General features: G+C 35.0%; 19 protein-coding genes and 1 riboswitch. Of the genes, 8 read left to right on the top strand and 11 right to left on the bottom strand.

The genetic code is table 11. The features are described 5' to 3' along the window. Positions 1 to 11 precede the first annotated feature (11 nt). From AC2A1G_RS14650 to AC2A1G_RS14640, 3 genes are read left to right on the top strand one after another with little or no spacing between them, the layout of a single operon-like run. Positions 12 to 593: a hypothetical protein gene (locus AC2A1G_RS14650; protein WP_484047659.1), complete on the top strand. Its 582-nt coding sequence runs from the start codon at positions 12 to 14 to the stop codon at positions 591 to 593. A gap of 43 nt (positions 594 to 636) precedes the next feature. Then, positions 637 to 1,230 carry a hypothetical protein gene (locus AC2A1G_RS14645; protein WP_484047658.1) on the top strand — a complete coding sequence of 198 codons (594 nt, stop codon included), beginning with the start codon at positions 637 to 639 and terminating at the stop codon, positions 1,228 to 1,230. A 4-nt stretch (positions 1,231 to 1,234) separates the two neighbouring features. Next, a complete protein-coding gene (locus AC2A1G_RS14640; RefSeq protein ID WP_484047657.1) occupies positions 1,235 to 1,921 on the top strand; it encodes a hypothetical protein in 687 nt (228 codons plus the stop codon). Between the two features lie 45 nt (positions 1,922 to 1,966). Here AC2A1G_RS14640 and AC2A1G_RS14635 read toward each other — a convergent pair whose 3' ends face one another. Continuing rightward, the gene (locus AC2A1G_RS14635; RefSeq protein WP_484047656.1) at positions 1,967 to 2,428 is read right to left on the bottom strand and encodes an Lrp/AsnC family transcriptional regulator; all 462 of its coding nucleotides are present in this window, start codon (positions 2,426 to 2,428) and stop codon (positions 1,967 to 1,969) included. Positions 2,429 to 2,582: 154 nt separating this feature from the next. Then, a riboswitch (cobalamin riboswitch) is annotated at positions 2,583 to 2,768 on the top strand. Between the two features lie 48 nt (positions 2,769 to 2,816). Between AC2A1G_RS14635 and metE the strand changes: the two genes are divergently transcribed. The 4 genes from metE (at position 2,817) to AC2A1G_RS14615 (ending at position 7,445) form a co-directional block, all read left to right on the top strand. Continuing rightward, complete coding sequence (gene metE / locus AC2A1G_RS14630; RefSeq protein ID WP_484047655.1) at positions 2,817 to 5,135, top strand: 5-methyltetrahydropteroyltriglutamate--homocysteine S-methyltransferase; 2,319 nt, start codon at positions 2,817 to 2,819, stop codon at positions 5,133 to 5,135. A gap of 95 nt (positions 5,136 to 5,230) precedes the next feature. Continuing rightward, a complete protein-coding gene (locus tag AC2A1G_RS14625) occupies positions 5,231 to 6,202 on the top strand; it encodes a hypothetical protein (RefSeq protein WP_484047654.1) in 972 nt (323 codons plus the stop codon). A gap of 2 nt (positions 6,203 to 6,204) precedes the next feature. Further along, on the top strand, positions 6,205 to 6,864 hold the full coding sequence (locus AC2A1G_RS14620) for a hypothetical protein (protein WP_484047653.1): 660 nt from the start codon (positions 6,205 to 6,207) through the stop codon (positions 6,862 to 6,864). A gap of 134 nt (positions 6,865 to 6,998) precedes the next feature. Beyond that, the gene (locus tag AC2A1G_RS14615) at positions 6,999 to 7,445 is read left to right on the top strand and encodes a KTSC domain-containing protein (RefSeq protein ID WP_484047652.1); all 447 of its coding nucleotides are present in this window, start codon (positions 6,999 to 7,001) and stop codon (positions 7,443 to 7,445) included. 578 nt (positions 7,446 to 8,023) lie between these two features. Here the strand turns inward: AC2A1G_RS14615 and AC2A1G_RS14610 are convergent. The 4 genes from AC2A1G_RS14610 to AC2A1G_RS14595 all read right to left on the bottom strand — a co-directional run bounded on the left by AC2A1G_RS14610 (position 8,024) and on the right by AC2A1G_RS14595 (position 14,398). Then, positions 8,024 to 11,215 (bottom strand): efflux RND transporter permease subunit, encoded by a 3,192-nt coding sequence (locus AC2A1G_RS14610; RefSeq protein ID WP_484047651.1) that lies wholly within the window; start codon positions 11,213 to 11,215, stop codon positions 8,024 to 8,026. A gap of 6 nt (positions 11,216 to 11,221) precedes the next feature. Next, on the bottom strand, positions 11,222 to 12,283 hold the full coding sequence (locus tag AC2A1G_RS14605) for an efflux RND transporter periplasmic adaptor subunit (protein WP_484047650.1): 1,062 nt from the start codon (positions 12,281 to 12,283) through the stop codon (positions 11,222 to 11,224). Between the two features lie 66 nt (positions 12,284 to 12,349). Then, on the bottom strand, positions 12,350 to 13,702 hold the full coding sequence (locus tag AC2A1G_RS14600) for a TolC family protein (protein WP_484047649.1): 1,353 nt from the start codon (positions 13,700 to 13,702) through the stop codon (positions 12,350 to 12,352). 102 nt (positions 13,703 to 13,804) lie between these two features. Beyond that, the gene (locus AC2A1G_RS14595; protein WP_484047648.1) at positions 13,805 to 14,398 is read right to left on the bottom strand and encodes a TetR/AcrR family transcriptional regulator; all 594 of its coding nucleotides are present in this window, start codon (positions 14,396 to 14,398) and stop codon (positions 13,805 to 13,807) included. A gap of 170 nt (positions 14,399 to 14,568) precedes the next feature. On the opposite strand from AC2A1G_RS14595, the gene AC2A1G_RS14590 reads away from it, so the two are divergent. Further along, positions 14,569 to 18,489 carry a DUF7948 domain-containing protein gene (locus AC2A1G_RS14590; RefSeq protein ID WP_484047647.1) on the top strand — a complete coding sequence of 1,307 codons (3,921 nt, stop codon included), beginning with the start codon at positions 14,569 to 14,571 and terminating at the stop codon, positions 18,487 to 18,489. A 68-nt stretch (positions 18,490 to 18,557) separates the two neighbouring features. On the opposite strand, the gene AC2A1G_RS14585 is transcribed toward AC2A1G_RS14590, so the two are convergent. From AC2A1G_RS14585 to AC2A1G_RS14560, 6 genes are all read right to left on the bottom strand, one after another. Beyond that, positions 18,558 to 19,382, bottom strand: a complete 825-nt coding sequence (locus AC2A1G_RS14585; protein WP_484047646.1) for a CvfB family protein — start codon at positions 19,380 to 19,382, stop codon at positions 18,558 to 18,560. Positions 19,383 to 19,642: 260 nt separating this feature from the next. Next, entirely contained in the window at positions 19,643 to 20,509 is an 867-nt protein-coding gene (locus tag AC2A1G_RS14580) for a proline and serine-rich protein 1 family protein (protein WP_484047645.1), read from the bottom strand. 306 nt (positions 20,510 to 20,815) lie between these two features. Beyond that, positions 20,816 to 22,219 (bottom strand): dihydrolipoyl dehydrogenase, encoded by a 1,404-nt coding sequence (gene lpdA, locus AC2A1G_RS14575; protein ID WP_484047644.1) that lies wholly within the window; start codon positions 22,217 to 22,219, stop codon positions 20,816 to 20,818. Between the two features lie 185 nt (positions 22,220 to 22,404). Further along, complete coding sequence (locus AC2A1G_RS14570) at positions 22,405 to 22,761, bottom strand: hypothetical protein (protein ID WP_484047643.1); 357 nt, start codon at positions 22,759 to 22,761, stop codon at positions 22,405 to 22,407. A 55-nt stretch (positions 22,762 to 22,816) separates the two neighbouring features. Further along, positions 22,817 to 23,464, bottom strand: coding sequence for a hypothetical protein (locus tag AC2A1G_RS14565; protein WP_484047642.1), 648 nt, complete (start codon positions 23,462 to 23,464; stop codon positions 22,817 to 22,819). Between the two features lie 9 nt (positions 23,465 to 23,473). Further along, entirely contained in the window at positions 23,474 to 24,559 is a 1,086-nt protein-coding gene (locus AC2A1G_RS14560; RefSeq protein WP_484047641.1) for a glycosyltransferase, read from the bottom strand. Positions 24,560 to 24,612 lie beyond the last annotated feature (53 nt).

The raw sequence follows: 24,612 nt of genomic DNA, 5'->3' as shown, positions 1-24,612 counted from the left end.
AATCACCCATTATGAAAATTCGTTTTTTGATGATATTTTGTTTAAGTTTTTCGGCGATGGTATTTGCTCAGAAGAGTCAAACCTTAAGCCCTAAGGACAAAAAAATCATCGAATATTTTGAGAAAAATTATAAAAAGCAAAACTTAAAAAAATTTGGCGGAACTATTACGGTTAACAATAATTCTGTGAGTTTTGATAAGAAAACGGTAACCTTTGATCCTACTGAAAAAAATATTCAAATCATTCTGAAAAACGGTTTGATTTATCCACAACTCATCTCAGATTATCAGGCAGAAAAATACAAAGAAGAAACTACAGACCGCACCCAGAAGCGTTTTATGAAAATCCAGAAAGACTGGAAAGCCGCTTTTGATATTAAAAGTTTAAAGTTGAGCCAGCTTCAGGAATTAACTTATTTTAAAGGTAATGAGCGTGTAAAAAGATTTAAAGTCATTTCAAAAAACAGCAATCTTCCCAATTCTGTTACCTATTTTTTTGAACTTACCAATGATAAAGCCACCGCCCAAACAAGTCTGGAAGATTTTGTGAATGGTGCAAAACTGACGTTTTTTGAGCAGGAGTGGTACGAGTAAAATGATTTAGTAAAAGAAAATTTATAATGGCACGGAATAGTGAATGAATAATCTAAAAATACAGAGGGAAAATTTAGATGGAAAAGGAAATATTGTCGGAGCAATCATGCTTGGTAGTCTTTCTGGTATTGCCATATCCATGTCAATTATTGAATGGCAATCCGGAATTCCGGCTGTGATTTTCGCCGCTTTATTTTTCGTTTTAAATAAATTATTTTTCAAAAAATTTATACTAAACATCATTACCACATTAATATTCATTGTTTTAACAAGTTTTATATTTGATTTTTCTACAATGATGTGTATAGCAAACTGTTTACTCTTATCATGTGTATATTTTTTTATTTGGTTAATAAAGAAACTTAGGGTAAAAAAAAACGATGACATTTTTGAAATCAATTCACACTTTATTAAATGTATTTCGACGAAATCTTCCGATTACAAAGGGTATGCATTGAACCCTTCAGCTTATTTAAAAACCTTTCCACTGAAGCAAATAAAATCTGTTACGATAAAGAAGAAATTTCTGCAATTTACTTTTGAAAATGAAACAATTACTCCTCGGGAACTCACCCATCAGGAAGTTTTAGATATTTATGAATTTGTACGTAAAAAATTTCCTCAATTAAGTGCATAACTGAATGAAGAAAATACTGCTTATCTTTTTGGTTTCTTTAAATCTGATACATTGTAAAAAAGAAACACAGGAACAGATAACAACTCACGTTAAATTTGAAAAGAAAACTACGGAAAATCATACATCAAATGAAGACATTCAATATTTTGAGTTTAAACCAGATTCTATATCGAATGTAAATCTCAAAGGATTTGATGTGATTAGTTCATTTTCCTATCAAGGAAATAAATTTGTTACGGGATATTTTACACCTGTAGACGGAAAAATCGTCAATCCAGATTCGGAAACTGATTACGGACAACGGCTATTGGTTTTGAATAACAAAAATGAAATTATATTTAAAGGTCGAGGTTCCGGCGACACCTATTTATATCAGCCAAAATTTTACAAGAACAATTCGAACAATAAGGTCTTAATCATTTGTCAAATGGCTTTTGAATATTTCTTCGGCGGCGAAGCTTTTTTACTCAAAAACAATAAAATTCAGTACATCGGAAATTTAGATATTGAATCGGATGATATGGATAAATCTTTAACTGATATTATTAATATCGAAGAAGCAAGCAGTGACATTATCTTTAGTTTTAAATCTGATTCTTTATTATTAAAACCTGGAAGCGAAGATATTATGATACCCAACAACAACGTAAGATATATATACAAAAACTCTCGACTTACTTTGAAAAGATAATGCTATGTAAAAAGTCGCCATTCTCTATCAAATAAAAGCTTCACATTAAATACTCAAACCATGCGTATTCTTCACCTCCGCCATCACAAAAGTGCTGTGCGTACTGCCGATAGAATCTACGCTTCCCAATTTATTGAAAACAAAATCCTGATAATGTTTCATATCTCTTACCTGAACTTTTAAGAGAAAATCAAAATCGCCGGAAATATTATAGCATTCAGCAACTTCATCGATATTCAGAATATCTTCTACAAAGCGGTTTCCCACCGAACGGTCATGAATTTTCAGTTTGATTTGACAAAAAACGGTGAAACCCCGATTCAGTTTTTCGGCTTCCAAAACTGCAGAATAATGTTTGATATAACCTTCATTTTCCAGTCTTTTTACACGTTCAAAAACAGGTGATGTTGAAAGATTAATTTCAGCAGCGAGTTCTTTCACGGTCAGCTTTGCATTCTTTTGAAGGATTCTCAAGAGCTGCACATCCTTTTCATCTAGCTTTTCCACAGGATAATTTTCTTTTTCAAGGTTTAAAATTCAAATTTAAAGTAATTTATTCTGAAAATATATATTAATAAAGCTTTATTTCCTTTATTTAAACCATTTACCAAAACAAAACACTTCAATAACTACTTTTACAGAACAATTAATCTTTAAAATAAATTTTTAAAAAGGAAAGGGTTTTACGTAAAGTAAATGAAAAGGGAATCGTGTGAAAATCACGAGCTGTCGCGCAACTGTAAATAATATCCCAAAAATTTTTATTGAAAACATATCCACTGTGAAAATGGGAAGGATGATAAAAATTGTTACAAGCCAGGAGACCTGCCTCTTCTGGAAAAAACAGATTTTAAAGATATTTTTTAATCCAAAATCTTTAATTAAAATTAAAAAAATGAAGACACACCTTCTCGGCTACCCGCGTATTGGAGCCAAAAGAGAGCTTAAAAAAGCCAACGAACAGTATTGGGCGGGCAAAATCACATCAGAAGAATTATTAGAAGTCGGAAAAACCATCAGAGAAAACAACTGGAAACTGCAGAAGGAAGCGGGAATTGACCTTATTCCGTGCAACGATTTTTCGTATTATGATCAGGTTTTGGATATGACGTTGACGGTTGGAGCAATCCCTGAACGTTATCAGGAAATTGCTTTGAAAAAGTCTGAACTGGATGTTTATTTTGCAATGGCAAGAGGTTTCCAGAAAGACGGTCTGGATATTACCGCAATGGAAATGACCAAATGGTTTGATACTAATTACCACTACATCGTTCCTGAATTCCAGAAAAATCAGGAGTTTAAATTATTCTCCAACAAAATTATTCAGGAATTTATTGCTGCAAAACAGTCAGGAATCAATGCAAAACCTGTGATTATCGGTTTGCTGACGTATTTATTATTAGGAAAGGAGAAAGAAGAAGGTTTTGATAAATTGGATTTAGCGCAAAACTTAGTTCAGGTTTACATTCAGATTTTAAAAGAACTTGAAAATCACGGTGCGGAATATATTCAGTTTGATGAGCCGTTTTTAGCTTTAGATTTAAATGAAAAAGCGAAAGAAACGTATCAGTTTATATATGCTGAAATCAGAAAACAATTCCCGAAATTGAAGTTAATTGTTGCGACTTATTTTGAAGGATTAAAAGACAATCTTTCATTGGCAACTTCGCTTCCAATCGATGTTTTGCATATTGATTTAGTTCGTTCTCCTGAAGAATTGGATGAAGTTTTAAATACAATCCCTGAAACATTAAGTCTTTCTTTAGGAATCGTGGACGGAAGAAATATCTGGAAAAATGATTTTCAAAATTCATTAAATATTATTAAAACAGCCGTTGAAAAAATTGGTTCAGAAAGAATCTTCATTGCACCATCTTGCTCATTGCTGCACTCTCCTTTTGACCTTGATTCCGAGAAAAATGAAGAAAATTTATCTCCTGAAATCAAGCAATGGCTGGCTTTTGCAAAACAGAAAGTGACTGAAATTGTTAATTTAAAAAAATTGGCTTCAGAAAATCCGGATTATAATGCTTTACAGGCTTTAGCGGAAAATAAAAAAGCGATTGAAAACCGTAAAATTTCAACATTAATTCATAATCAGGACGTGAAAAACCGTGTTGATGTGTCGACTGAAGAAGATGCGCAGAGAAATTCGCCGTTCAATGTAAGGAAGGAGGCTCAGCAAAAAGTTTTGAATCTTCCTTTGTTTCCGACAACAACGATCGGTTCGTTTCCGCAGACACAAGAAGTGAGAAACTGGAGAGCAAAATTCAAAGAAGGTGAATTGAATGCCGAACAATACGATACTTTATTGAAACAGGAAACCGAAAGAACCATCCGTTGGCAGGAGGAAATTGGGATTGATGTATTGGTTCACGGAGAATTTGAGCGAAACGATATGGTAGAATATTTCGGAGAACAATTGGCCGGATTTGCGTTTACACAAAACGGCTGGGTTCAAAGTTATGGAAGCCGTTGCGTGAAACCTCCCATTATTTTCGGAGATGTTCACAGACCGAATCCAATGACGGTTTATTGGTCGGAATATGCTCAATCTTTAACTCAAAAATGGGTAAAAGGAATGTTGACGGGACCTGTGACCATTCTTCAATGGTCTTTTGTGCGTGACGATCAACCTCGTTCAACGACTTGCAAACAGATTGCACTGGCGATTCGTGATGAAGTGAATGATTTGGAAAAAGCGGGGATCAGAATTATCCAGATTGATGAACCAGCAATTCGTGAAGGCCTTCCGTTAAGAAAATCTGACTGGCAGAATTACCTAAAATGGGCAGTTGAAGCATTTAGAATTTCGGCAAGCGGTGTGGAAGATGCGACGCAAATTCATACGCATATGTGTTATTCTGAATTTAATGACATCATCCAAAATATCGCTGATATGGATGCCGATGTGATTACAATTGAATGCTCCAGAAGTCAGATGGAGTTGCTGAAAGCTTTTGCGGATTTCAAATATCCAAACGAAATTGGAACGGGAGTTTATGATATTCACTCGCCAAGAGTTCCGTCCAAAGAGGAAATGGTAGAACTGTTGAAAAAAGCTAAAGCCGTCATTCCGGCACAGCAACTTTGGGTAAATCCTGATTGTGGCCTGAAAACCCGTCATTGGGATGAAACGGAAAAGGCGTTGATAGCGATGGTGGAAGCTTCGAGGGAGATGAGTGAGATTTTTGAAAAGGAAAAAGCTTTATAAGTTCTTTTGAATTTGATTTTAAGAGCAGGGGTTTAGGCTTCTGCTTTTTTGTTTATTCATTAAAATAAATCTAATTTTATAATAAATTAGATACTATGATGCATCAACTTGTAAAAATTGACAATGCGACAATATTTGAAAATTTAATATGCGACTTATTAAACAATGAGTATAAGACAATTTCATTTAAGAAATTTGGAAAGCAAGGACATAATCAAAAAGGAATCGATATTTTTTCAGTTGAACATGATATCGCAGTTCAATGCAAAAAAAAGGATTTAACGAGAAAAGAAAGTATAATCAGAAGAGAATTGTGTAACGATATAGAAAAAGATGTAGAGAAAATTATGTCACAAGACTTAAAAATAAATATCACAATGCTCATTATAACTTCTACTATTTCGGACCATCCAGATATTGATGAAATATGTGAAGAAATAAAAACAAAATATGAATGTAATTTTGAAATTATTCATTGGGGATGGGAAACTATTCAAGATAAAATATTAGATTTTAAAATTCTTTTAAATAAATACTATCCAAATTTTATCATTAAAATAAGTGATCCTGAACAACAATTCCATGAGATTCAAAGTCTAAAAAAAAGAATTCAAAGAGATTTCAGTCCTTGGATAAACTATTCCCTAAAAAACAGAGAATTGAATTCCCAAATGATGATAAGGAGATTTGATGACTCTAATTATCCACATAATAATTTACCTAATGAATTTAATACCTATAATTGGTGTAAGGCAGAATTTCATCAACCCTTTCATAATGGTTTAGAATTCATAGTTGGAGTAAAAACTATTATTTTACTCCCAAACAAATTATGGCGATTCTCAAATTATGAAAATGATAAAGAATTAGAAAAAGTTCGCGTTTACACTGTTGCACGTTTAAATTATTCAGAAATATTAGATTACGATATTAGAGGAGATGAATATGATGCTTGCCCACATATATTTTGTAAATTTAAATTTAATGGTTCTCCTTTTGAAAAAATATTTTATGAGGATGTGAAAAAGTGTTATAATACATATCAATTAGAAAATCAAGTGAAATAAAAATGACCACCGAAGAATTCGTAAAAAATTTCTATCTAAAAAAACAAAATATTCTCAATTCCAGTTTTGATACTCAATCAGAATATAGAAGTCTTGTTTCAACTAAAATTGAAGAATTAAATTTAAATGAGATTGAAACTGAAAAATTCAAAAAGATCATTTCTTATCTTTTAGATGATACCTTTTATACAATTTTGCTTGGTTTGGACGGTTCGGCAAGTATTGGAGATACACAAGAACCTTTTAAAATTTATGATGGAGAAGATAATTTAATATCTAAAGGTGGAGATTTGGAAGGTTATGCATACGAATATTTTCATGAATATAAATTAGAAACTGAAAATTCAAAATGTGATTTTATAGCTCAAATTCATTTTAAGAAAGAAAATGAGGGGGGAAGAAATCATTATGTAAAAAGTGATTACCGATGTCAATTGGTTTTCAACTTTGATGATTACCAAACTTCTGCCCGTCAAATTTATATTGGGACAGATTTTGCTTTTCCGGGAGATATGGTGAATGCAGAAATCGACATACTATCTCAAGAGTATTTTAATGAAAAATTAAAGGTAGGAATGGGTTTTAAATTGTATGAAAGTTTACAATTAATTGGTACCGGAAAAATTATTAGAATTGTCAACGAAAAATTATTCAAAGATTAACTTAGCATTACTAATCCTCTTCGAAACTTAATTTAATTATATCTTTTTCCACTCAAATAAATTAATAATCAAAAACTTACAATTCCTAAAATAAAAAACACTACTTTTGCACCGCGAAAATAAGGATAAGAGTTATGAAAAAAATTGGGGATTACAGAAATCTTTTGGAGGTTGATAAAAATGTAACACTGAAAGAATTGAAAACCATCTACAGAAATGTGATGAAAGATACGCATCCCGATAAATTCATCAATGATGAAGAGGGAAAACTGGCTGCGGAGGAGAAAAGTAAGTCTGTGATTGAAGCTTATCATTTTCTTGTAAGCATTAATCCTGAAACGCAGGAAAAATATAAAGAAGAATACACAGAAACCATTACGAAATCTAACATTCAGGATTTTTATCTGGAGAAATCTATTTTGACTGTTCAGCATTTGAATGGTGTGAGTTACGAGTACATCGGCGTTCTGAAAAACACATACATTAAAATGGTGAATTCTGATTCGCCAAGCCGTTTTGCAAGAAGACATATCTACGGAAAATTTGTCTATAGAAAAGCAGGTGAAGTGATGCAGGACTAATTTTCTGTTTTAAAAATATTAGTAAGACTTTCAGATTTCTGGAAGTCTTTTTTTTTGAATAATTTATACCGTATTCAGCTGAACATTTTCATCCGTTTTGTCATCCCGTAGGGATCTAAACAATGTTTGTGAAATTCTTTATTGAATGATTCTAGCTTAAATCCCTACAGGAAGACAAACAAACCTCTCATTTTTTATTAGCCGGAAATTAGCAACTTTAGTGTGAAATGCTGAGATAAATGATTCGAGCCGGGTTCCCTACGGGATGACAAACATGCTGATTATTTTTGTTAGCCCGAAATCAGCAACATTTTTATGAAATGCATTGTTGAATTTTCTTTGCCCCGTCTGTAAAGGGTGGAAAAATTCTAACACAATCTATGTTTTAAACAAAAATTAAATTGGCTGATGACTGTTGACTACCAGCTGCTGGCTTCTGACCTCCATCTCCCATCTCCCATCTCCCATCTCCCATCTCCCATCTTCCATCTTCCATCTCCCATCTTCCCTCTTAAAACAAAAAAACCGCATCAACGAATTGATACGGTTTACAAGATTAAAAAAAAGGTTTATTATAATTAGTCTACGTGTTTCGGGGTAAACCCGTCTTCACTTAGTTCTCTGTGCTCATAGTCTGCTTTCATTTCAGCGTCATAATCTACTGTTTCGTGTTTACCCATTCTTCTTAATAATGAATCGAATAATGAATAAACCACTGGTACAATAATCAAAGTAAGAAACAATGATGATGTCAAACCACCGATGATTACCCAAGCCAAACCGTTGTTCATCTCAGCTCCTGCTCCTTTTGCAATCGCAATAGGAATCATACCGAAGATCATCGCAATCGTCGTCATCAAGATTGGACGGAGACGTGCGTGGTTTGCCTGAATCAAAGCGTCGTGAGTATTTGCACCGGCTGCTTTTCTCATGTTGGCAAAATCGACAATCATAATTGCGTTTTTCGCCACCAATCCAATTAGCATAATCATACCAAGCATAGTAAAGATGTTGATAGAGTTTCCTGTAAGGGCAAGAATTACCATTACCCCAATCAGTGCCAACGGAATTGAGAACAATACCACAAACGGATATACAAATGAATCATACAGCGAAACCATTACTAAGTAAACCAATACGATAGCAGCCATTAAAGCAATACCTAAAGTACCCATACCTTCAGTCTGGTTTTCCATATCACCACTCCAGATGTAGTTTACTCCGGCCGGTTTGGTTTTTTCGTTATCCATGAACTGTTTAGACCATGCATCTGCAACATCACCAACAGTTTTACCAACTACCTTAGATTTCACTTTTACAGAAGCCGTTTTATCTCTACGCTCAAGCAAACTTGGCCCTGAACCCATTTTCACATCTGCAAACTGGCTCAGTCTGATTTGTTCACCTGATGAATTGGTAAACATTAAGTTTCTTACATCTTCAATCGACTGTCTGTTGGCATCACCAAAACGGATGTTGATGTCATATTCATATTCTCCTGCTCTGAATTTTCCGTCTGTATTTCCACTGAATGCAGTCTGCATCGTTTGACCTACACCAGAAAGATTTAAACCTAAAGATGACATTTTATCTCTGTCGATATTCACCTGAACTTCAGGATTCCCTGAGTCGGAAGATAACTCTGCATCTACAGCTCCGGGAACTTTTTTAAGCAATTCTAAAATTCTGTTTGCTTCTTTGTTCGCTGTTGCGTTGTCCTGAGCCGTAACTACCATTTCGATTGGTGCAGCATCTGCTCCCATTAAACCGATTGGCGCTGTTTTGAACTCAACTCCAGTGAATTTTTCTTCTAAAGCTCTTTTGATTTTAGCAGCTTTAATGTCGGTGCTTTCGTTACGTTCAGCTTTATCAACTAAGATTACCTGAATTTCTGATTGATACAAAGTAGCCTGAGCTCCACCAAAACCAGATGACTGCTGACCAACAGTTGTGATCATATCAACTACATCTTTATCATCTCTCAGGTATTTTTCAACCTGTAAAGTCAATTGGTTTGTTTTTTCAACGGAAGCATCTTTAGGTAATTCCATTTGTACAAGGAACTGGCCTCTGTCCATTTTCGGGAAGAATTCTCCACCGATAAATCCACCTCCCATTAATCCCATTGTTGTTACAATAAGAACTACGAAAGTTAAGACAACAGTTACTACTCTTCTTAAACCGGTTTTTAAAACCCACTCTAAAATTCCTGTAATCCAAGCTGTGAATTTCTCTAACTGTTTTTCAAACCAAAGGATAAATTTCTCAAAAGGATTTTTTCCTGAAAGGTGAACCAATTTACCATATCTTGAAGATAACCAAGGAATAATAGTAAATGAAGCCAATAATGAAAGCAATGTTGCGATGACTACAGTGACACAAAACTGCGCCAAAATATCAGATACCAAACCAGAACTCATCGCAATTGGTAAGAATACCACAACGATTACCAAGGTAATTGCTGTAACGGTAAATCCAATCTCTGAAGCTCCGTCGTACGCTGCACGGATTCTGCTTTTTCCCATCTCCATGTGACGGTAAACGTTCTCCAAAACTACAATCGCATCATCCACAAGGATACCTACAACCAATGAAAGTCCTAATAAACTCATCAGGTTTAAGGTATATCCCATCAAATACATTCCAATCACCGTTGCTATCAACGATACCGGAATAGAAACCATTACGATAAATGCATTTCTGATGTTGTGAAGGAATAACAACATTACTATAGCTACCAATATAATCGCTAAGAACAAATCGAAGATTACGTGGTCTGCCGCTTCAAGGGTAAAGTCTGTACTGTCATCTACAATCGTTACTTTCAGACCCTGAACTTTATAGTTTTCCTGAACCTGAGCAATTGTTTTCTGAACCAATTCTGAAACAGATACTGCATTGGCATCAGACTGCTTTTTCACCTGTAGCAAAATCGTAGGGTTCTGATTATATCTTGCTACTTTTTCAACATCTTTCTGTGTATCAAAAACTGTTGCTATATCTGAAAGACGTACCTGTACTCCATTTTTGTTTGAAACTACAAGGCTGTTCATTTCTGCTACACTCTTATATTTCCCGGAAAGTCTGATGGTAGATCTTGAAGTCCTTGTCTTCAAAGCTCCTGTAGGGAAATCTAAGTTAGATGAAAGAATTGCCTGCTGTACATCAGCGATTGCAATGCCGTAACCCTGCATTTTCTTCTCATCTAAATTTACCTGAATCTCTCTTTCCTGTCCACCAACAAGGTCAACCTGAGCCACACCGTTTACACGGGAAAAAATAGGCTCAACTTTTTTATCTAAAAGATCATAAAGATCTTTGTTGTTCATTTTATCACTGGTAATACTCAAAGTCATGATTGGTAAATCATCCAGTGAGAATTTTTGCAGTGACGGCGGATCTGCATCTTCCGGAAGGTCTGCCAAAATAGCGTTTACTTTTCTCTGAGCATCATTCAAAGCATAGTTTACATCGGCACCAGTATTCAGCTGAACCATAATTACCGATAAACTTTCGTAAGATGAAGATTCTACTTTCTTCACATTTTCCAAAGAACCTACAGCATCTTCAATTTTTCTGGTCACCGAAGTTTCCACCTCAGATGGCGAAGCTCCCGGATACACCGTAGAAATGGTTACCATATTGGTTTCAAACTTCGGAATCAACTCGTACCCCATCATGGAGTAACTCAATAAACCACCCAGCGTAAGTATCGTAAATAATACGATAACCAGCGACGGTCTTTTAATGGATATTTCTGCTAACTTCATCTTCTACTACTTAATAATATTGATTTTCGAACCGTTATCAAGGTTGATCTGTCCACTGGTAATCACTTGTTCGCCACCGTTTAATCCACTGATGATCTGTACTTTGTCACCGTATACTTTTCCGGTTTTCACGGTAATCATTTTAGCAGTACCATTGCTCACAATAAAGATCTGACCTGAGCTTACACCATTCGCAAAAGCCTGTGCAGGAATCGTTAACATATTTTGAGTTTCAGCACCGTTGTTTGTTTTAAACAAAGCTGTGGCGTACATACCTGCTTTTAGGTTTCCTCTGTTTTGAACTTCAATTTCTACAGGGAAATTTAAAGAAGCGTCACTTTTTGGAGCGATAAATGTAATTCTTCCGCTGAAAGATTCTTCAGGCAAAACATTGACATTAATTGAAACTTCCTGACCCAACTGAATTCTTCCAATCTGGCTTTCGTCTACCAAAACTGATAGTTTTAAGCTGTTGATATTTACGATTTCAAATAAAGCTGTTCCGGGTGCAACCACCATTCCCGGCTCTACCATTTTTTTGTTGATAATTCCACTAATTCCTGCGCGGATACTCGTGTCATTTACTTTTACGCCTTGAGCTCTTACGGCAGCCTGCATATTTTTCAACTGCAATCTTGAATTATCTAACTGTTGTTTGGTAACGCCTCCCGTTTTGAAAGCATTTTCATAACGTTGGTTATCTGCAATTGCGTTCTGCAAATTGTTCTGAGCCTGTGTAACATCAACTTCAATCGCATCTCTTTTAATCGTTGCCAAAACCTGCCCTGCTCCTACTCTGGAACCTTCTTTTACCAAAACATTTACAATACGACCTGAGATTTCAGAAGATTGGTTAGACTCCTGCTTCGGAATAAAAGTTCCGTTGGCAGAATAGTCTGTATTGATATTGGATCTTGAAGCTGTGATGACGTTCACGTTGATTTTTTCAACCTGTTTTGCCACTTCTTTTACTTCAGTTTCCACCTTCTTTTTGTTGTCGGTAATTTTCCAAGCTGCCAAACCTATCAGTACGGCTGCAACGACGATATATATTAAAGTTTTTTTCATTTGAATAATGATTATTTTTTAATGTAAAGAATCTTCTTTTTTAATTAAAGACTTCACTTTAGTTTATTATGGGTTTTGTAAAGTATTAAGTTCGCCTTTCGCTTTGATTAATTTAATTTCAGCCTGTTTGTAATCTAATAAAGCGTTTGCATAGTTCTGTTTTGCCTGCGTTAATGCATTTTCAGTATCCAGAACTTCCGTCAGAGTTGCTAAACCGTACTGATAGTTTGCCTGCGTATCTTTTTGAACTTTCTCGGCAAGACCAACGTTATTCTTCATGCTTTCGATGTTGATCAATGAATTTTCCATATTGGTAATCGCATTTTTATGATCAAGACTTAACTGAAGCTCTGTATTTTCAATATCTAAATCTAAATCATCAATATCAATCTGAGCCTGAGCAATTTTAGACTTCGTAGCTCCTCCCGTGAAGATTGGGATGTTGATATTTAAACCAATTGCTGAGAAATCACTCCAAAGTACACCGTTCTGCAAACCGTTTGTTAAAGGGAACTTCGCACCCGTCGCACCCCAACCGTAGTTGGCAACCAAATTCACTGTTGGATAAAGATATGCTTCAGTCGCTTTTTTATTGAAAACCAAAAGTTCTCTGTTTTTCTGAAGAACTTTCACTTCTGAACGGCTTGTCAAATCTACATTTGAAGCTAACAATTCAGGTCTTGGCTCAATCGTTTCCTCTTCAAGCGAAATTTCAGTTTCAATAGGAATTCCCATGTAGAATTTCAATGAATTTTTTGAAAGCTCCACACTGTTGATCAACGTCTGTTTGTTTGAACCGATGTTGGTTAACTGAACATTCGTTCTGTCTAAATCGATTTTTTTAGCCAAACCATTATCTACTAAACTCTTGATTACGTTTCTTACTTTTTCGGTGTTAGCATAGCTTTGGTTCACTGTTTCAAGATTTTCTTCCTGTACAAAAACCTGATAGTAAGCTGTTGCAACGTTTTCAATCAATTGCTCGTTCGTCAGCTGAGCATTAAGAATATAAAATTCTCTTGTAGATTTCGCAGCTTTAAGACCTGTAAAAACTCTCTGGTCAAAAATAGCCTGCTGCACCTGTGCGGTTGAAGTGGTTTGCCATGGCTGTCCCAGTTTTGCAATAATTCTTTCTCCACCAAATTCCAATAAAGATTCCTGAATTACCGGATTGTAGGTAAGCCCAGAGGTAATGCTGATTTGAGGTAAAGCACCTGCTCTGGCTTCAGAAATTTTGTATTCAGCTTTTTTGATCTGCAAAGCTGCTTTTTTTGCCTCAGCTTTATTTTGCAAAGCCTGTTTGATGGCTTCCTGCAGAGAAATCTGCTGTTGTGCAAAAGCTGATGAAGAGGCAAACAACATAAATGCTGCAGCCACACCAATGTTGAGCTTTTTAGCAATTATACGTTTTCTGTTCATAATTTATACTTCGTTTATTTTTTTTGTTTTCTTTGTTAAAATCTTTATTCCTAAAGGACGATTCAAATTTTAAAATACTTTAACAGTTTTAAATTATTTTAATTAATTCTTGAAAAGTATATTAAGGATAATCTCTTTTCTATCTGCAATCAACCTATCAAATTCCTTGTCATCAATCATCATATTTTCCATAAATAATGGTCTGATTGCACTTGGAAATATTAAGAGTGAAATCATATTAAAAATAAACTGAATAGGCTCCATTTTTTCGATAGTTCCTAATTCCATCTCTTTTTCTATGTCCATTAAAAATGTTTTAAGATCATCTTCTTCAACATCTCTTTTGTGGCAACTTCCTTTATTAATTTGTGAAACAATGTAGGTTTCCAGATAAGGATACTGAAGGCTTGTTGATAAACTACCATCAATAAATTGTGATATTTTTTCCTTGAAAGCAAGATCGGACCTCATAATGATTTCAGACTTTTCTTTTTCAACTTTATGCGCTTCATCAAATACAATCTGTACCAGATTATCTCTTGATCGGAAATAATAATTAATCAACGTTCTGTTAACTCCGGCTTCATCCGCAATTTCCTGAGTTGTAGCATCAAATTTACCTTGCACAAAAAATAAATTTTTGGTGGTTTCTTTAATTAGCTCTTGGGTTTGGTCTTTTTTTTCTTGTTTTGACATTTTTGTTAAACAATTTTGTGCAAATATATATCAATCATTTGTTTTGACAAAATTGTTAAACAAAATAATTAATATGATAATAATCATTTAATGTATCAGAATCACGTATTAATGATTTATTAATTTCTTTATAGCCTTTGTTTAATTATATTTGCGAAAACTATTTAACGATGAAGAAAATATTATTACTTCTCTCAATTATATCTGGTATTTTAATTTTTGGACAGAAAAATTTCCAGCAGAACTCTGAATATCATTTTTATGAAAATAAAGGCCAGATTGTTGATCAGGATGGAAAACCGAACAATGCTGTAAAATATTTATTTCATTCGAATGGATTAAATGTTCAGCTGCGAAAAGGAGGTTTTTCGTATGATGTTTATGAGGTAAAAAAGACGCCGAACCATCATTATCGCAAAGCAGCAAAGAATGATCTCCCGCAGAAGCCTGATTTCAATTTTGATGAATTTAGGTATGAAAATATTTACCATAGGATTGATATCGAACTAATCAATTCAAATCCCGACGCAAAAATTGTAGCAGAAAACAAATCGAAAGACTACGATAATTATTTTAATCTCAGCCACAATCCGAAAGGTGTGACCAATGTTCACAAATATCAAAAGGTAATCTATAAAAATATTTACAAAAATGTAGATCTCGTATTCTTTAAGCCTAAAGATACGCTGAAACCAATTGAATACAACTTTATGATTCATCCCGGAGGAAAAGTATCTGATATCAGGATGAAATTTAATGGTGCTGAAACGAAGATCCAAGACAACAAATTAGATATGGTTCTCCGTTTTGGAAAGATGCAGGAAAATATCCCACAGAGCTGGATCGAAGGAAAGAGCAGAGAAAATATTCAAGTTTCATTTAAAGATTTAGGTAATCAGACATTTGGTTTTAATTCGCCTGTGAATACCTCTGACAAAACAATTGTTATCGATCCTGTACCTACAAGAATTTGGGGAAGTTACATCGCAGGCTTTGGAAATGACTATGGATTAGCTAAAACAGATTCACAGAGTACATTGTATGTTTTTGGAGCTACATCAAGTACTACCAATTTTGCTACCGCAGGTACATATCAGCAAACTGTTGTTGGAAATCTCGATGCTTTTATCATGAAAATCACAAAAAATGGACAGAAAATATGGGGAACATACTATGGCTATAATCAGGAAGACTATTTTGCTGATGTAGACTTTGACGAAAACTTTAATGTCTACGGAGGTGGCAAAATTACTCGCGGCTTCAATAATGAAAATATTGTCGTTACCAAATTCAGCAGTAATGGTAGTCTTTTATTCGAGAGAGAATTTGTTGCAAGCAGGATCGATGTTCTACAGAGTTTATCCTATAACCAAAATCACATCTATTTTGTTGGGAATGTAACAAGTCTAAATTTCCCTACCGTAAATGCTATGCAACCTGCGAAAGCAACCCCATTAGGATTTACAGATGGTATAATTGGTTCTATTAATGCTAACAGCGGTACCGTAGATTGGGCAACTTATTTCGGACAACCAGATGGCTCAAGTGGCTTTTATCAAATTATATCCTCTAATGATGCTTTGGAAATTATAGGAGCATCACAATCTTCTACAATTCCGATGGTCAATGCTTTTCAACCTGTAAAGGGAGGTAGTTCAGATGGAATATATATCAGACTTTCAAAATCAGGAAATAACATTTTAAAATCCAGTTATTACGGCAATGTTGGGCAAGAGTTTATTTATAGAGGTGCAATTGTAAATAATACACTTATACTTCCAGGTCTTTATTCAACGCCTTCTGCTCCTACAGGGCAACCAGGAATATGGAGAATTAATCTCTTGAATCACACCATTACTAGAAGTTATTTTAATTTTAGCGGAAACAGTCAACTGCTGGGTTATGCAGATTCCTCTGGTAATGCTTTTTTTACGGGTTCCCAATCCAGTGGTCAGCAAGACGTTTCTACACCAGGAGCATATATGGGACTACCTCCGTTATACAACGCAACTTTTTTAGTTAAATACAATCAAAATGATGTAAAAGAATGGGGAACCTATTACTCTGGGAATGGAGCAACTCAAAGCGGCGAAGTAACAAAAGACAATGAAGGATCAATTTATTTAACAGGCTTTTCAGGTCTTAATACAACGGGAATTGCTACACCTGGAACATTTCATCAGCAATATGGCGGAACAGGAAATCACGATGCATTCATTGCAAAATTCCAAGACTGCACATCGTCAGGAATGGTGTCATCAAACTCACCCATCTGTACAAACTCAATCCTAAACCTCACAGCTTCCGGCGGAACATCCTACATTTGGACAGGTCCAAACGGATTTATCTCAAACTTACAAAACCCTTCAATCCCAAATGCTACCTCTGCAAACGCTGGAGTTTATACTTGTGCAATTTCGGGTTCGGGATCTTGTGACGGAAGTTTTACAGTAAACGTCGTTGTTGGAGACAACATTGCCCCAGTTCCAAACCAGGCCACATTACCTGCGATCACAGGAGATTGCAACACTACAATTTCCATTTTCCCTACTGCTACAGACAACTGCGCAGGAACAATTTCAGCAACCACAACAGATCCTTTGTCTTATTATACGCCGGGAACATATACTATACATTGGTCATACAACGACGGAAACGGAAATATCTCAACTCAAAATCAAAATGTAACTGTTAGTTTGCCTGCAGCTCCTACTACAATCAATACACAGCAGGTTTTCTGTGCAAGCGATCAACCCATGTTATCTGATGTTCAGATTAGCGGACAAAATGTAGTCTGGACAAATGCTGCCGGAACTTTGATCATTGCAAATAATCCTCCTCTTGTAAACGGAGAAACATACTATGCCTATTCTACTATTAATGGATGTCAAAGTAATACAATTTCGATTCAGGTTACCGTAAACAATACACCTCCTCCAACCGCAAATTCAACGCAGGATTTCTGCTCTTCTGCAAATCCGACTTTGGCAAATCTTATCGTCAACGGAACATCTTTAATTTTTTATGATGCTGCCGGGAATGTGTTACCTCTTACTACTCCACTTGTTAACGGTCAGATTTATTATGTAAGTCAGACACTTAATGCATGTAAATCAGATAAGCTTGCAATTACGGTTACACTTTCTCAGAATAACGTTCCTGCAAACAATTACAGAGAAACCTTTTGTAATGTTACGACTGCCAATACAATGATAGTCAACCTCAATTCATACCAATCTAATCTGATTGCGAATCCTGCGAACTATATTTTCACTTACACCAATCAGACAGGAAACCTAATTTCAAATCCTGCAAATTATATTTTAAATGCTGGCTCAAATATTATCAACGTAAAAGTAGCGACAGCTGATGGCTGTTTTAAAAATGTAATTCTTGAATTGGTTTTAAATCCGAAACCTTCCGTCACACTTCCCGAAGATTTTGATTTCTGCGAAGGAAAATCTGCTATTCTGGATGCCGGCAGCGGTTTTACAAGCTACCTTTGGAATACTGGAGCAACTACTCAAACCATTACCGTTTCTGCGGCGGGAACTTACTCTGTGAAAGTGACCAACAGTTTTGGATGTGAAAATACCGACAGCATTGTGTTGAGTTATTCTACTCTTGCACAGATTACAGCTGTAAATATTACAGGTAATACTGCAACAGTAGTAGTTTCTACGTCAGGAAATTATGAGTACTCTTTAGATAATATTTCATGGCAGGATTCCAATATTTTCACTCAGCTGGAAATGGGCGAATACATTGTCTATGTGAGAACGAAAGATGGCTGTTTTATTGGCCAGAAACCTTTTTCCATTTTTAATATTCCAAATGCGATCAGTCCAAATGGCGATAATGTAAATGATAGTTGGAAAATCGCAGGACTTCAAAATTACAAAGGCTCAGAAGTGAGCGTTTATGACAGAAAAGGAGCCTTGGTTTTCAGACAGATTATCAACAAAACACCTTTGGATTGGAATGGAAAGATTAACGGAGCACCAGTTCTTACAGGAAATTACTGGTACACAATCAAAGTTTCGGACGGCAGAAATTATAGTGGTTGGCTTTTAATTAAAAACAGAAATTAAATTTACATTCTAAACAAAGCGGGCGGTTTCTTAATTGAAACCGCCCGTTTTTATTTTATATAAATTTTTTAAACCAACTTTATTTTATCATCCATTATTTCGACGATTTTATCTTTGTACAAACCACCTAAAGCTTTTTTAAAGTTCTTTTTGCTCATTTGAAGCTCTTCTTTAATCTCTTCCGGCGTAGACTTGTCTGAAAGATGAAGCAGACCGTAATTTTCTTCCAGCTTATCCAAAATTTTCTGTTTAAACTCGTCGATATTTTCAAAGCCCTGAGGTTGTAATGAAACATCAATCTTACCATCTTCACGTATGTCTTTGATGAAACCGCTTTCTTCGGATAAAGGATATAATTTTTTGAAAACATCAGAAGCGTAAATCAGCCCGATGTATTTTTTATTGATAACCACGTTCCAGCCCAGTTCGCTTTCATTCATCATAATTAAATCTACTCTGTCTCCTTTTTGGAAAGGAAGATTTTCGTACTGAGGATTTCTTTTAAATTTTGTAGTTCCGGTAATTAAATCCAGATCTTCATCAACGTAGAGATAGACCAAGTACCTTTTTGCTTCAAGAATTTTTGTCTTCTGTTGTTTGTAAGGGATAAAAAGATCTTTGATGATTCCCCAATCCATAAACGCGCCTGTTGGAAGGCTTTCAACGCAACTCATCACGGCAAATTCCCCAACTTCAGCCAACGGAATTTCTGTTGTTGCCTTTAGCTTATGATCATCCTGAAAAACAAAAACTTCAACCTCATCACCAATTTCTTTTTCTTCACGGATAAAAACTTTAGACATAAAAGCCGTTTTGCCGGATTCTGATTCAAGCATCCATCCTGAATGATTTTTTTCTGAAATTTTTAAAGTCTGGGTTTTTCCGAGTTGCATTGATGATAATTTAGTTGGCAAAGGTAATGAAAATAAGTCGGAGATTTTTTGGGTTAGAGATTTGGAGGGTTTTTTAGAGTTAATGAGTTGGATAAATATTCAGATTCTAACAGCCTGTCTAAAATTATTAAAAAACAAATTTTCGAAGCTTTTTCTTTTCCCAACCCTGAAGGGAGGAAAAAAGCGTCTAAAATTTCAGCAAAATTACACCCTATAGGATCGGGGAAATTAATTTTGATGAAGTTTAAACAGACTCTTAATTAATTTTTAGAAATAAAATCCATCAAATCTCTTCTGCTGCTGTCAAAATCAAATGCATCTCCAACCACAAAATATTTTTGTTTGTCTACACATTTTGAAAATAAATTTTTAGCTAATATAACTCTGTTCTTATCAAATGTTAAATCCTTGACCAAAACACCGATCTGCTGTGAAGTAAACATCGCATGACGGCCTCGCTGATTGATAAATGCAATTTTCTTGTCATCAAACCAGGCATCTTTTTTCATGGCTGACATAAATTGCTGAAAAGTCTGATTATCCATCACGTTCGGATAATTTACATTGCCATTATTTCCCGAATTTCCATACGGATTATTCCAAAGGTCATTCCAATCATTAAAACCATAATATCCATTTTGAAGCGGATAATTTTCAAGCAAATACAAACCTTCATTGGTGAAAAAATCAAGAACCAATCTTGTATTATTTCTGGTATTTAAATAAGATTTGTAAATTAAATATCCATTATCATAGATTGAAATAGGAATTCTTCCAGACGGCAAATCAAAAAATCTATATTTTCCGGAACTGTTTGAAATCATTTGATCTGCGAGCTCCACACTGAAATATCCCGGCTCAGGAATTCTCAGAAAAACTTCCGCATAACCATAATTTTGATTCCATTGATAGCTTGGAGTATTCGGTCTTCTGCCTGAATTATTTGAATTTCTAAATCCTGTAGAATTTCCCGAACTGTTATTTCTCGAGCCTTGTCTATTAGTACTCGGTATTTCCATTTCTCTTTTTGAAGCTTCGTTTTTCAAAAGTTCTCCAGCTTTTCCTGCCTCCTGTGCAAAAACTAAAAGACCGGATAAAATTGCACAAATTGTAAATATTCTTTTCATATGCAGTTTTTTATTGTTTTTTATTGGTCATCCCGAACAGTCGGGACGAGTTATGGGATCGCTATCTTCATCATTGTTTGTTTTTAGTCATCATAGCGATTTCATAATGATCTCATTTTTATATTGAATCCGACCTCTACTTTCATGCCACAAAAACATAATTTTACTTAAAATAAAATATAATTTTTATCAGTTTAACCTTATTAAAAATATTAAATCAAAGCGAAATTCGAACAAAAAAAGAGAAGCCGAAACTTCTCTTTATATTTTCGCCAAACTTGGCTCTTTAAACTTTTTACTTGTCTCTTACATGTGAAGAGCTCTCTTCCCTGTAGCATCCAGAGCAGCTTCTTTTACAGCTTCAGCATACGTTGGGTGTGCGTGAGAACTTCTTGCGATATCTTCAGCACTTGCACGGAATTCCATTGCGATAACACCTTCAGCAACCAAATCGGCAGCTCTCGCTCCAATCATGTGAAAACCAAGAACCTCATCTGTTTTTTCATCAGCGATGATTTTCACCAAACCATCGATGTCACCACTTGCACGGCTTCTTCCTAAAGCTCTCATTGGGAAAGTTCCGATTTTGTAAGCAACACCTTCTTCCTTCAACTGCTCTTCAGTTTTACCAACTCCGGCAACTTCCGGCCATGTGTAAACAACTCCAGGAATTAAGTTATAATTGATGTGAGGTTTTTGTCCAGCCAAAGTTTCAGCAACAAAAACACCTTCTTCTTCAGCTTTATGAGCCAACATTGCTCCTTTAATTACATCTCCAATGGCGTAAATATTTGCCACGTTTGTCTGTAAATGATCGTTGGTTTTAATTCTTCCTCTTTCGTCAAGCTCAACACCTGCTTTTTCCAAACCAAGTCCGTCTGTGAAAGGTCTTCTTCCTACAGAAACCAGACAGTAATCTCCTTCAACAGAAACTTCCTCTCCTTTTTTATCTTTTGCCGTGATCTTTACAGAATCTCCGTTTCTTTCAACTGCAGAAACTGCTGTAGAAAGCATAAATTTCATTCCCTGTTTTTTCAGAACTTTAGTCAATTCCTTGCTTAAAGCTCCATCCATTGTAGGAATAATTTTATCCATAAATTCAACTACAGTAACCTGAGCGCCAAGTCTTAAGTAAACTGAACCTAATTCAAGACCGATAACTCCACCACCGATTACAACCAAATGCTTAGGAATTTCTTTTAAATTTAAAGCTTCAGTAGAAGTGATCACTCTTTCTTTATCTAACGTGATGAAAGGCAGCGATGAAGGTTTAGAACCCGTTGCGATGATGGTATATTTTGATTCGATAGTTTCAGATGAACCGTCGTTTTTCGTCACTTTAACCTGAGTTGCAGATTCAAAGCTTCCAAGACCTTCAAAAACAGTGATTTTATTTTTGTCCATCAGGAAATTGATTCCTTTTGTAGTCTGCTCTACCACTTCATTTTTTCTCGCAATCATTCTTGCGATATCGGCTTTTGGCTCATTAATGATAATTCCGTGGTTTTCGAAATTGTGTTTTGCATTTTCGAAATGCTCAGAGCTGTCCAAAAGCGCTTTTGAAGGAATACATCCAACGTTAAGACAGGTTCCGCCTAAAGTTGAATACTTTTCAATAATTGCTACTTTGAAACCTAATTGTGCAGCGCGGATTGCAGCTACATAACCTCCGGGACCGGAACCTATTACGGTAACATCGAATTGACTCATTTTATATTTTAATTTATTTATTATCTGATGATTAATTCTTACAAATTTACTGATTAATTTAGAAGGAACAAAGTGAGTTTTGTCAAGTTTTTTTGTGCGGGATGCGGGATGCTGGGTGCGGGATGTTTAAATGATTGAGAATATTTTTGTTTTAGATCTTCACACATTCAATTTTTGTCTTCCAGCTATTTTTCTAATTCCAAATTTAATTTCCCTTCTCCAAATTCTTCTTTATTTCCAAAAAACTCATCTCCGCAAATGTACCAGGGAAGATTTTCTAAATATTCTACAGCATTTTCAGGTTTCATTTCTGCCACTTCTCTTTTGGCGATAATTCCCTTAAACCATCTGTTCAAATTGGAAGAATTTTCAGATTCAACAGTATACTTCAGCCAGATTCTTTGGCAAAGTCTGCATTGAATAATGCTAACTTCGGCATTCCTGTCTTCTGTCAAATCTTTTCCTACGATTGAAGTTCTGTATTCGGATTCAATCAGGTTGTGCTTTTCGCAGGCACAACCTAATTTTGGAAGTTTTTTCATAAATGATTTTTTTTGATTTAAACTTTAGAAGTTCAAAATTAATCAAATGTTAGAATTATTTCTCCACCTTATTCATTTCTGAAAAACAATCTTTTGCAAATTTTTCAATTTTCTCTCTCGTTTTTGTTTCACATTCCAAACAATTTGAAATCATTTTACTTGCCAGATTATCAGCAATTTCATCTTGTTTTTTGTGAATATCAGAGTCCTCGAATCCACTATATGCAATTGCATTCGTCCAATCTGAATATTTTTCACCAGATTTATCAAAATCCATATATTCAAAAAATTCTTTTGGAAATTTCTCCGCATATTTTCTTGCAGGAAATCCAGTATATTCAGCTAAGGCACCATCTTGAATAAGTATAGTTTTGTTTAAAATCCACCGGTAAAACGGTCTTAAAGAATCACTATCAGTTGTAACCAATGATAATAACCTTGCAGTTTCTGGCTCATCATTAGGTCTGTAAGTTCCTAAATAAAAGGCTAAAGCTTTTGAATCACAGTTTTTATTTGTAACGTAATATCGCACAGGTTTTCCCCAAATTGAATCAATATTAATATTATGAGTTAATTTAAAGCCATCCTGCCAATGTACGACTTCAGTTATAACAGAATCTTGCTTTTTTATTACAGTCGTTTTTGACTTCTGATCACAGGAGAATAAAATAAGTATTAAAAAGCAATAAAGAATTTTTGTCATTTTAACTGCTTATTTTTTCATCAAATCCAGCAAAACCTTTTCATAATTATCCAAAATAATTTCCTTTGAAAACCTCGATTTTATAGAATTTTTTATGGCATCATGATCGTAAGACCGATGCAGAATCTGCATAATTTTTTGTGAAAAATCTTCGTGATTTTCAATATCAGAAATTTCGCCGTTCGTTTCGTGCTGAATGATTTCATTGATTCCGCCAGGACAGTTGTTGGCTAAAGAATACGTTCCGCAGGCTCCTGCTTCGAGTAAAACATTGGGAAAACCTTCGTACCGTGACGACAGAATAAACAGATCAGCATACTTCAAAAACTCATAAGGATTCTCCTGCTTACCGTGAAAAGAAACATTTTTCAGTCCTAAAAAGTCTTTCATCTGATGAAGGATTTCACGGTCTTTTCCATCACCTAAAATGTGTAACAAAATTTTTTCATTTTTTAATCTTGAAAAAACTTTCAGCAAATTATCAAAACCTTTTCTGGCAGACAGATTGCCGATGGCAACAACATTTTTATAATTGTATTTAAAACTCTCAGGTTTGCGGGAGATTGCTAACTTTTCGTCAATAAACTCAAAATCGACAGGATTATTGATCTTGACAATTTTCGACCGGTTGACTTTAAAATTTCTTACAAGATCGTGCATCATATCGTCACTCTGCGCGATAATCTGCTGGTAATTATTGTAAAAGTGGTAGAAAAATTTAATTTCCTTCTTGGTTACATGTTGCGAGACAACATTGGTTTCTCTCGCAATGAATTTCGTTTTGGGGAAAAGTTTGATAAACATCGACAGATACGCATTCACTTCTCCATATCCGGAAAAAACAATATCTGGTTTTCGGCGGTAGATTTCCTTTAGGATTGGCTTTAAAGAGTGACGAATCCTTTCGGTATTGATATCGATAATTTCGACATCTTTTTTCAGAAAATTCAGGTAGCCGCCTTCTTTGCGTAAAAGCAAAATCTTCGGTTCAAAACGATCTCTGGAGAGATGATTTGCAATGGTGGTAACGATTCTTTCTGCACCTCCGGTCTCAAGATCCGGCAGAATAAATATGACAGAAATTTTCTTGTTCATTGTAAATTTTGTTTGAAAAAAATCTTCTGTTTAAAGTATTTTTTCTCTTCAAA

This window comes from Chryseobacterium sp. HNCC26DJ240 (assembly GCF_057180485.1).
The sequence above is the reverse complement of the archived record's forward strand: the minus strand, read 5'-3'. Positions and strand labels throughout refer to the sequence as shown.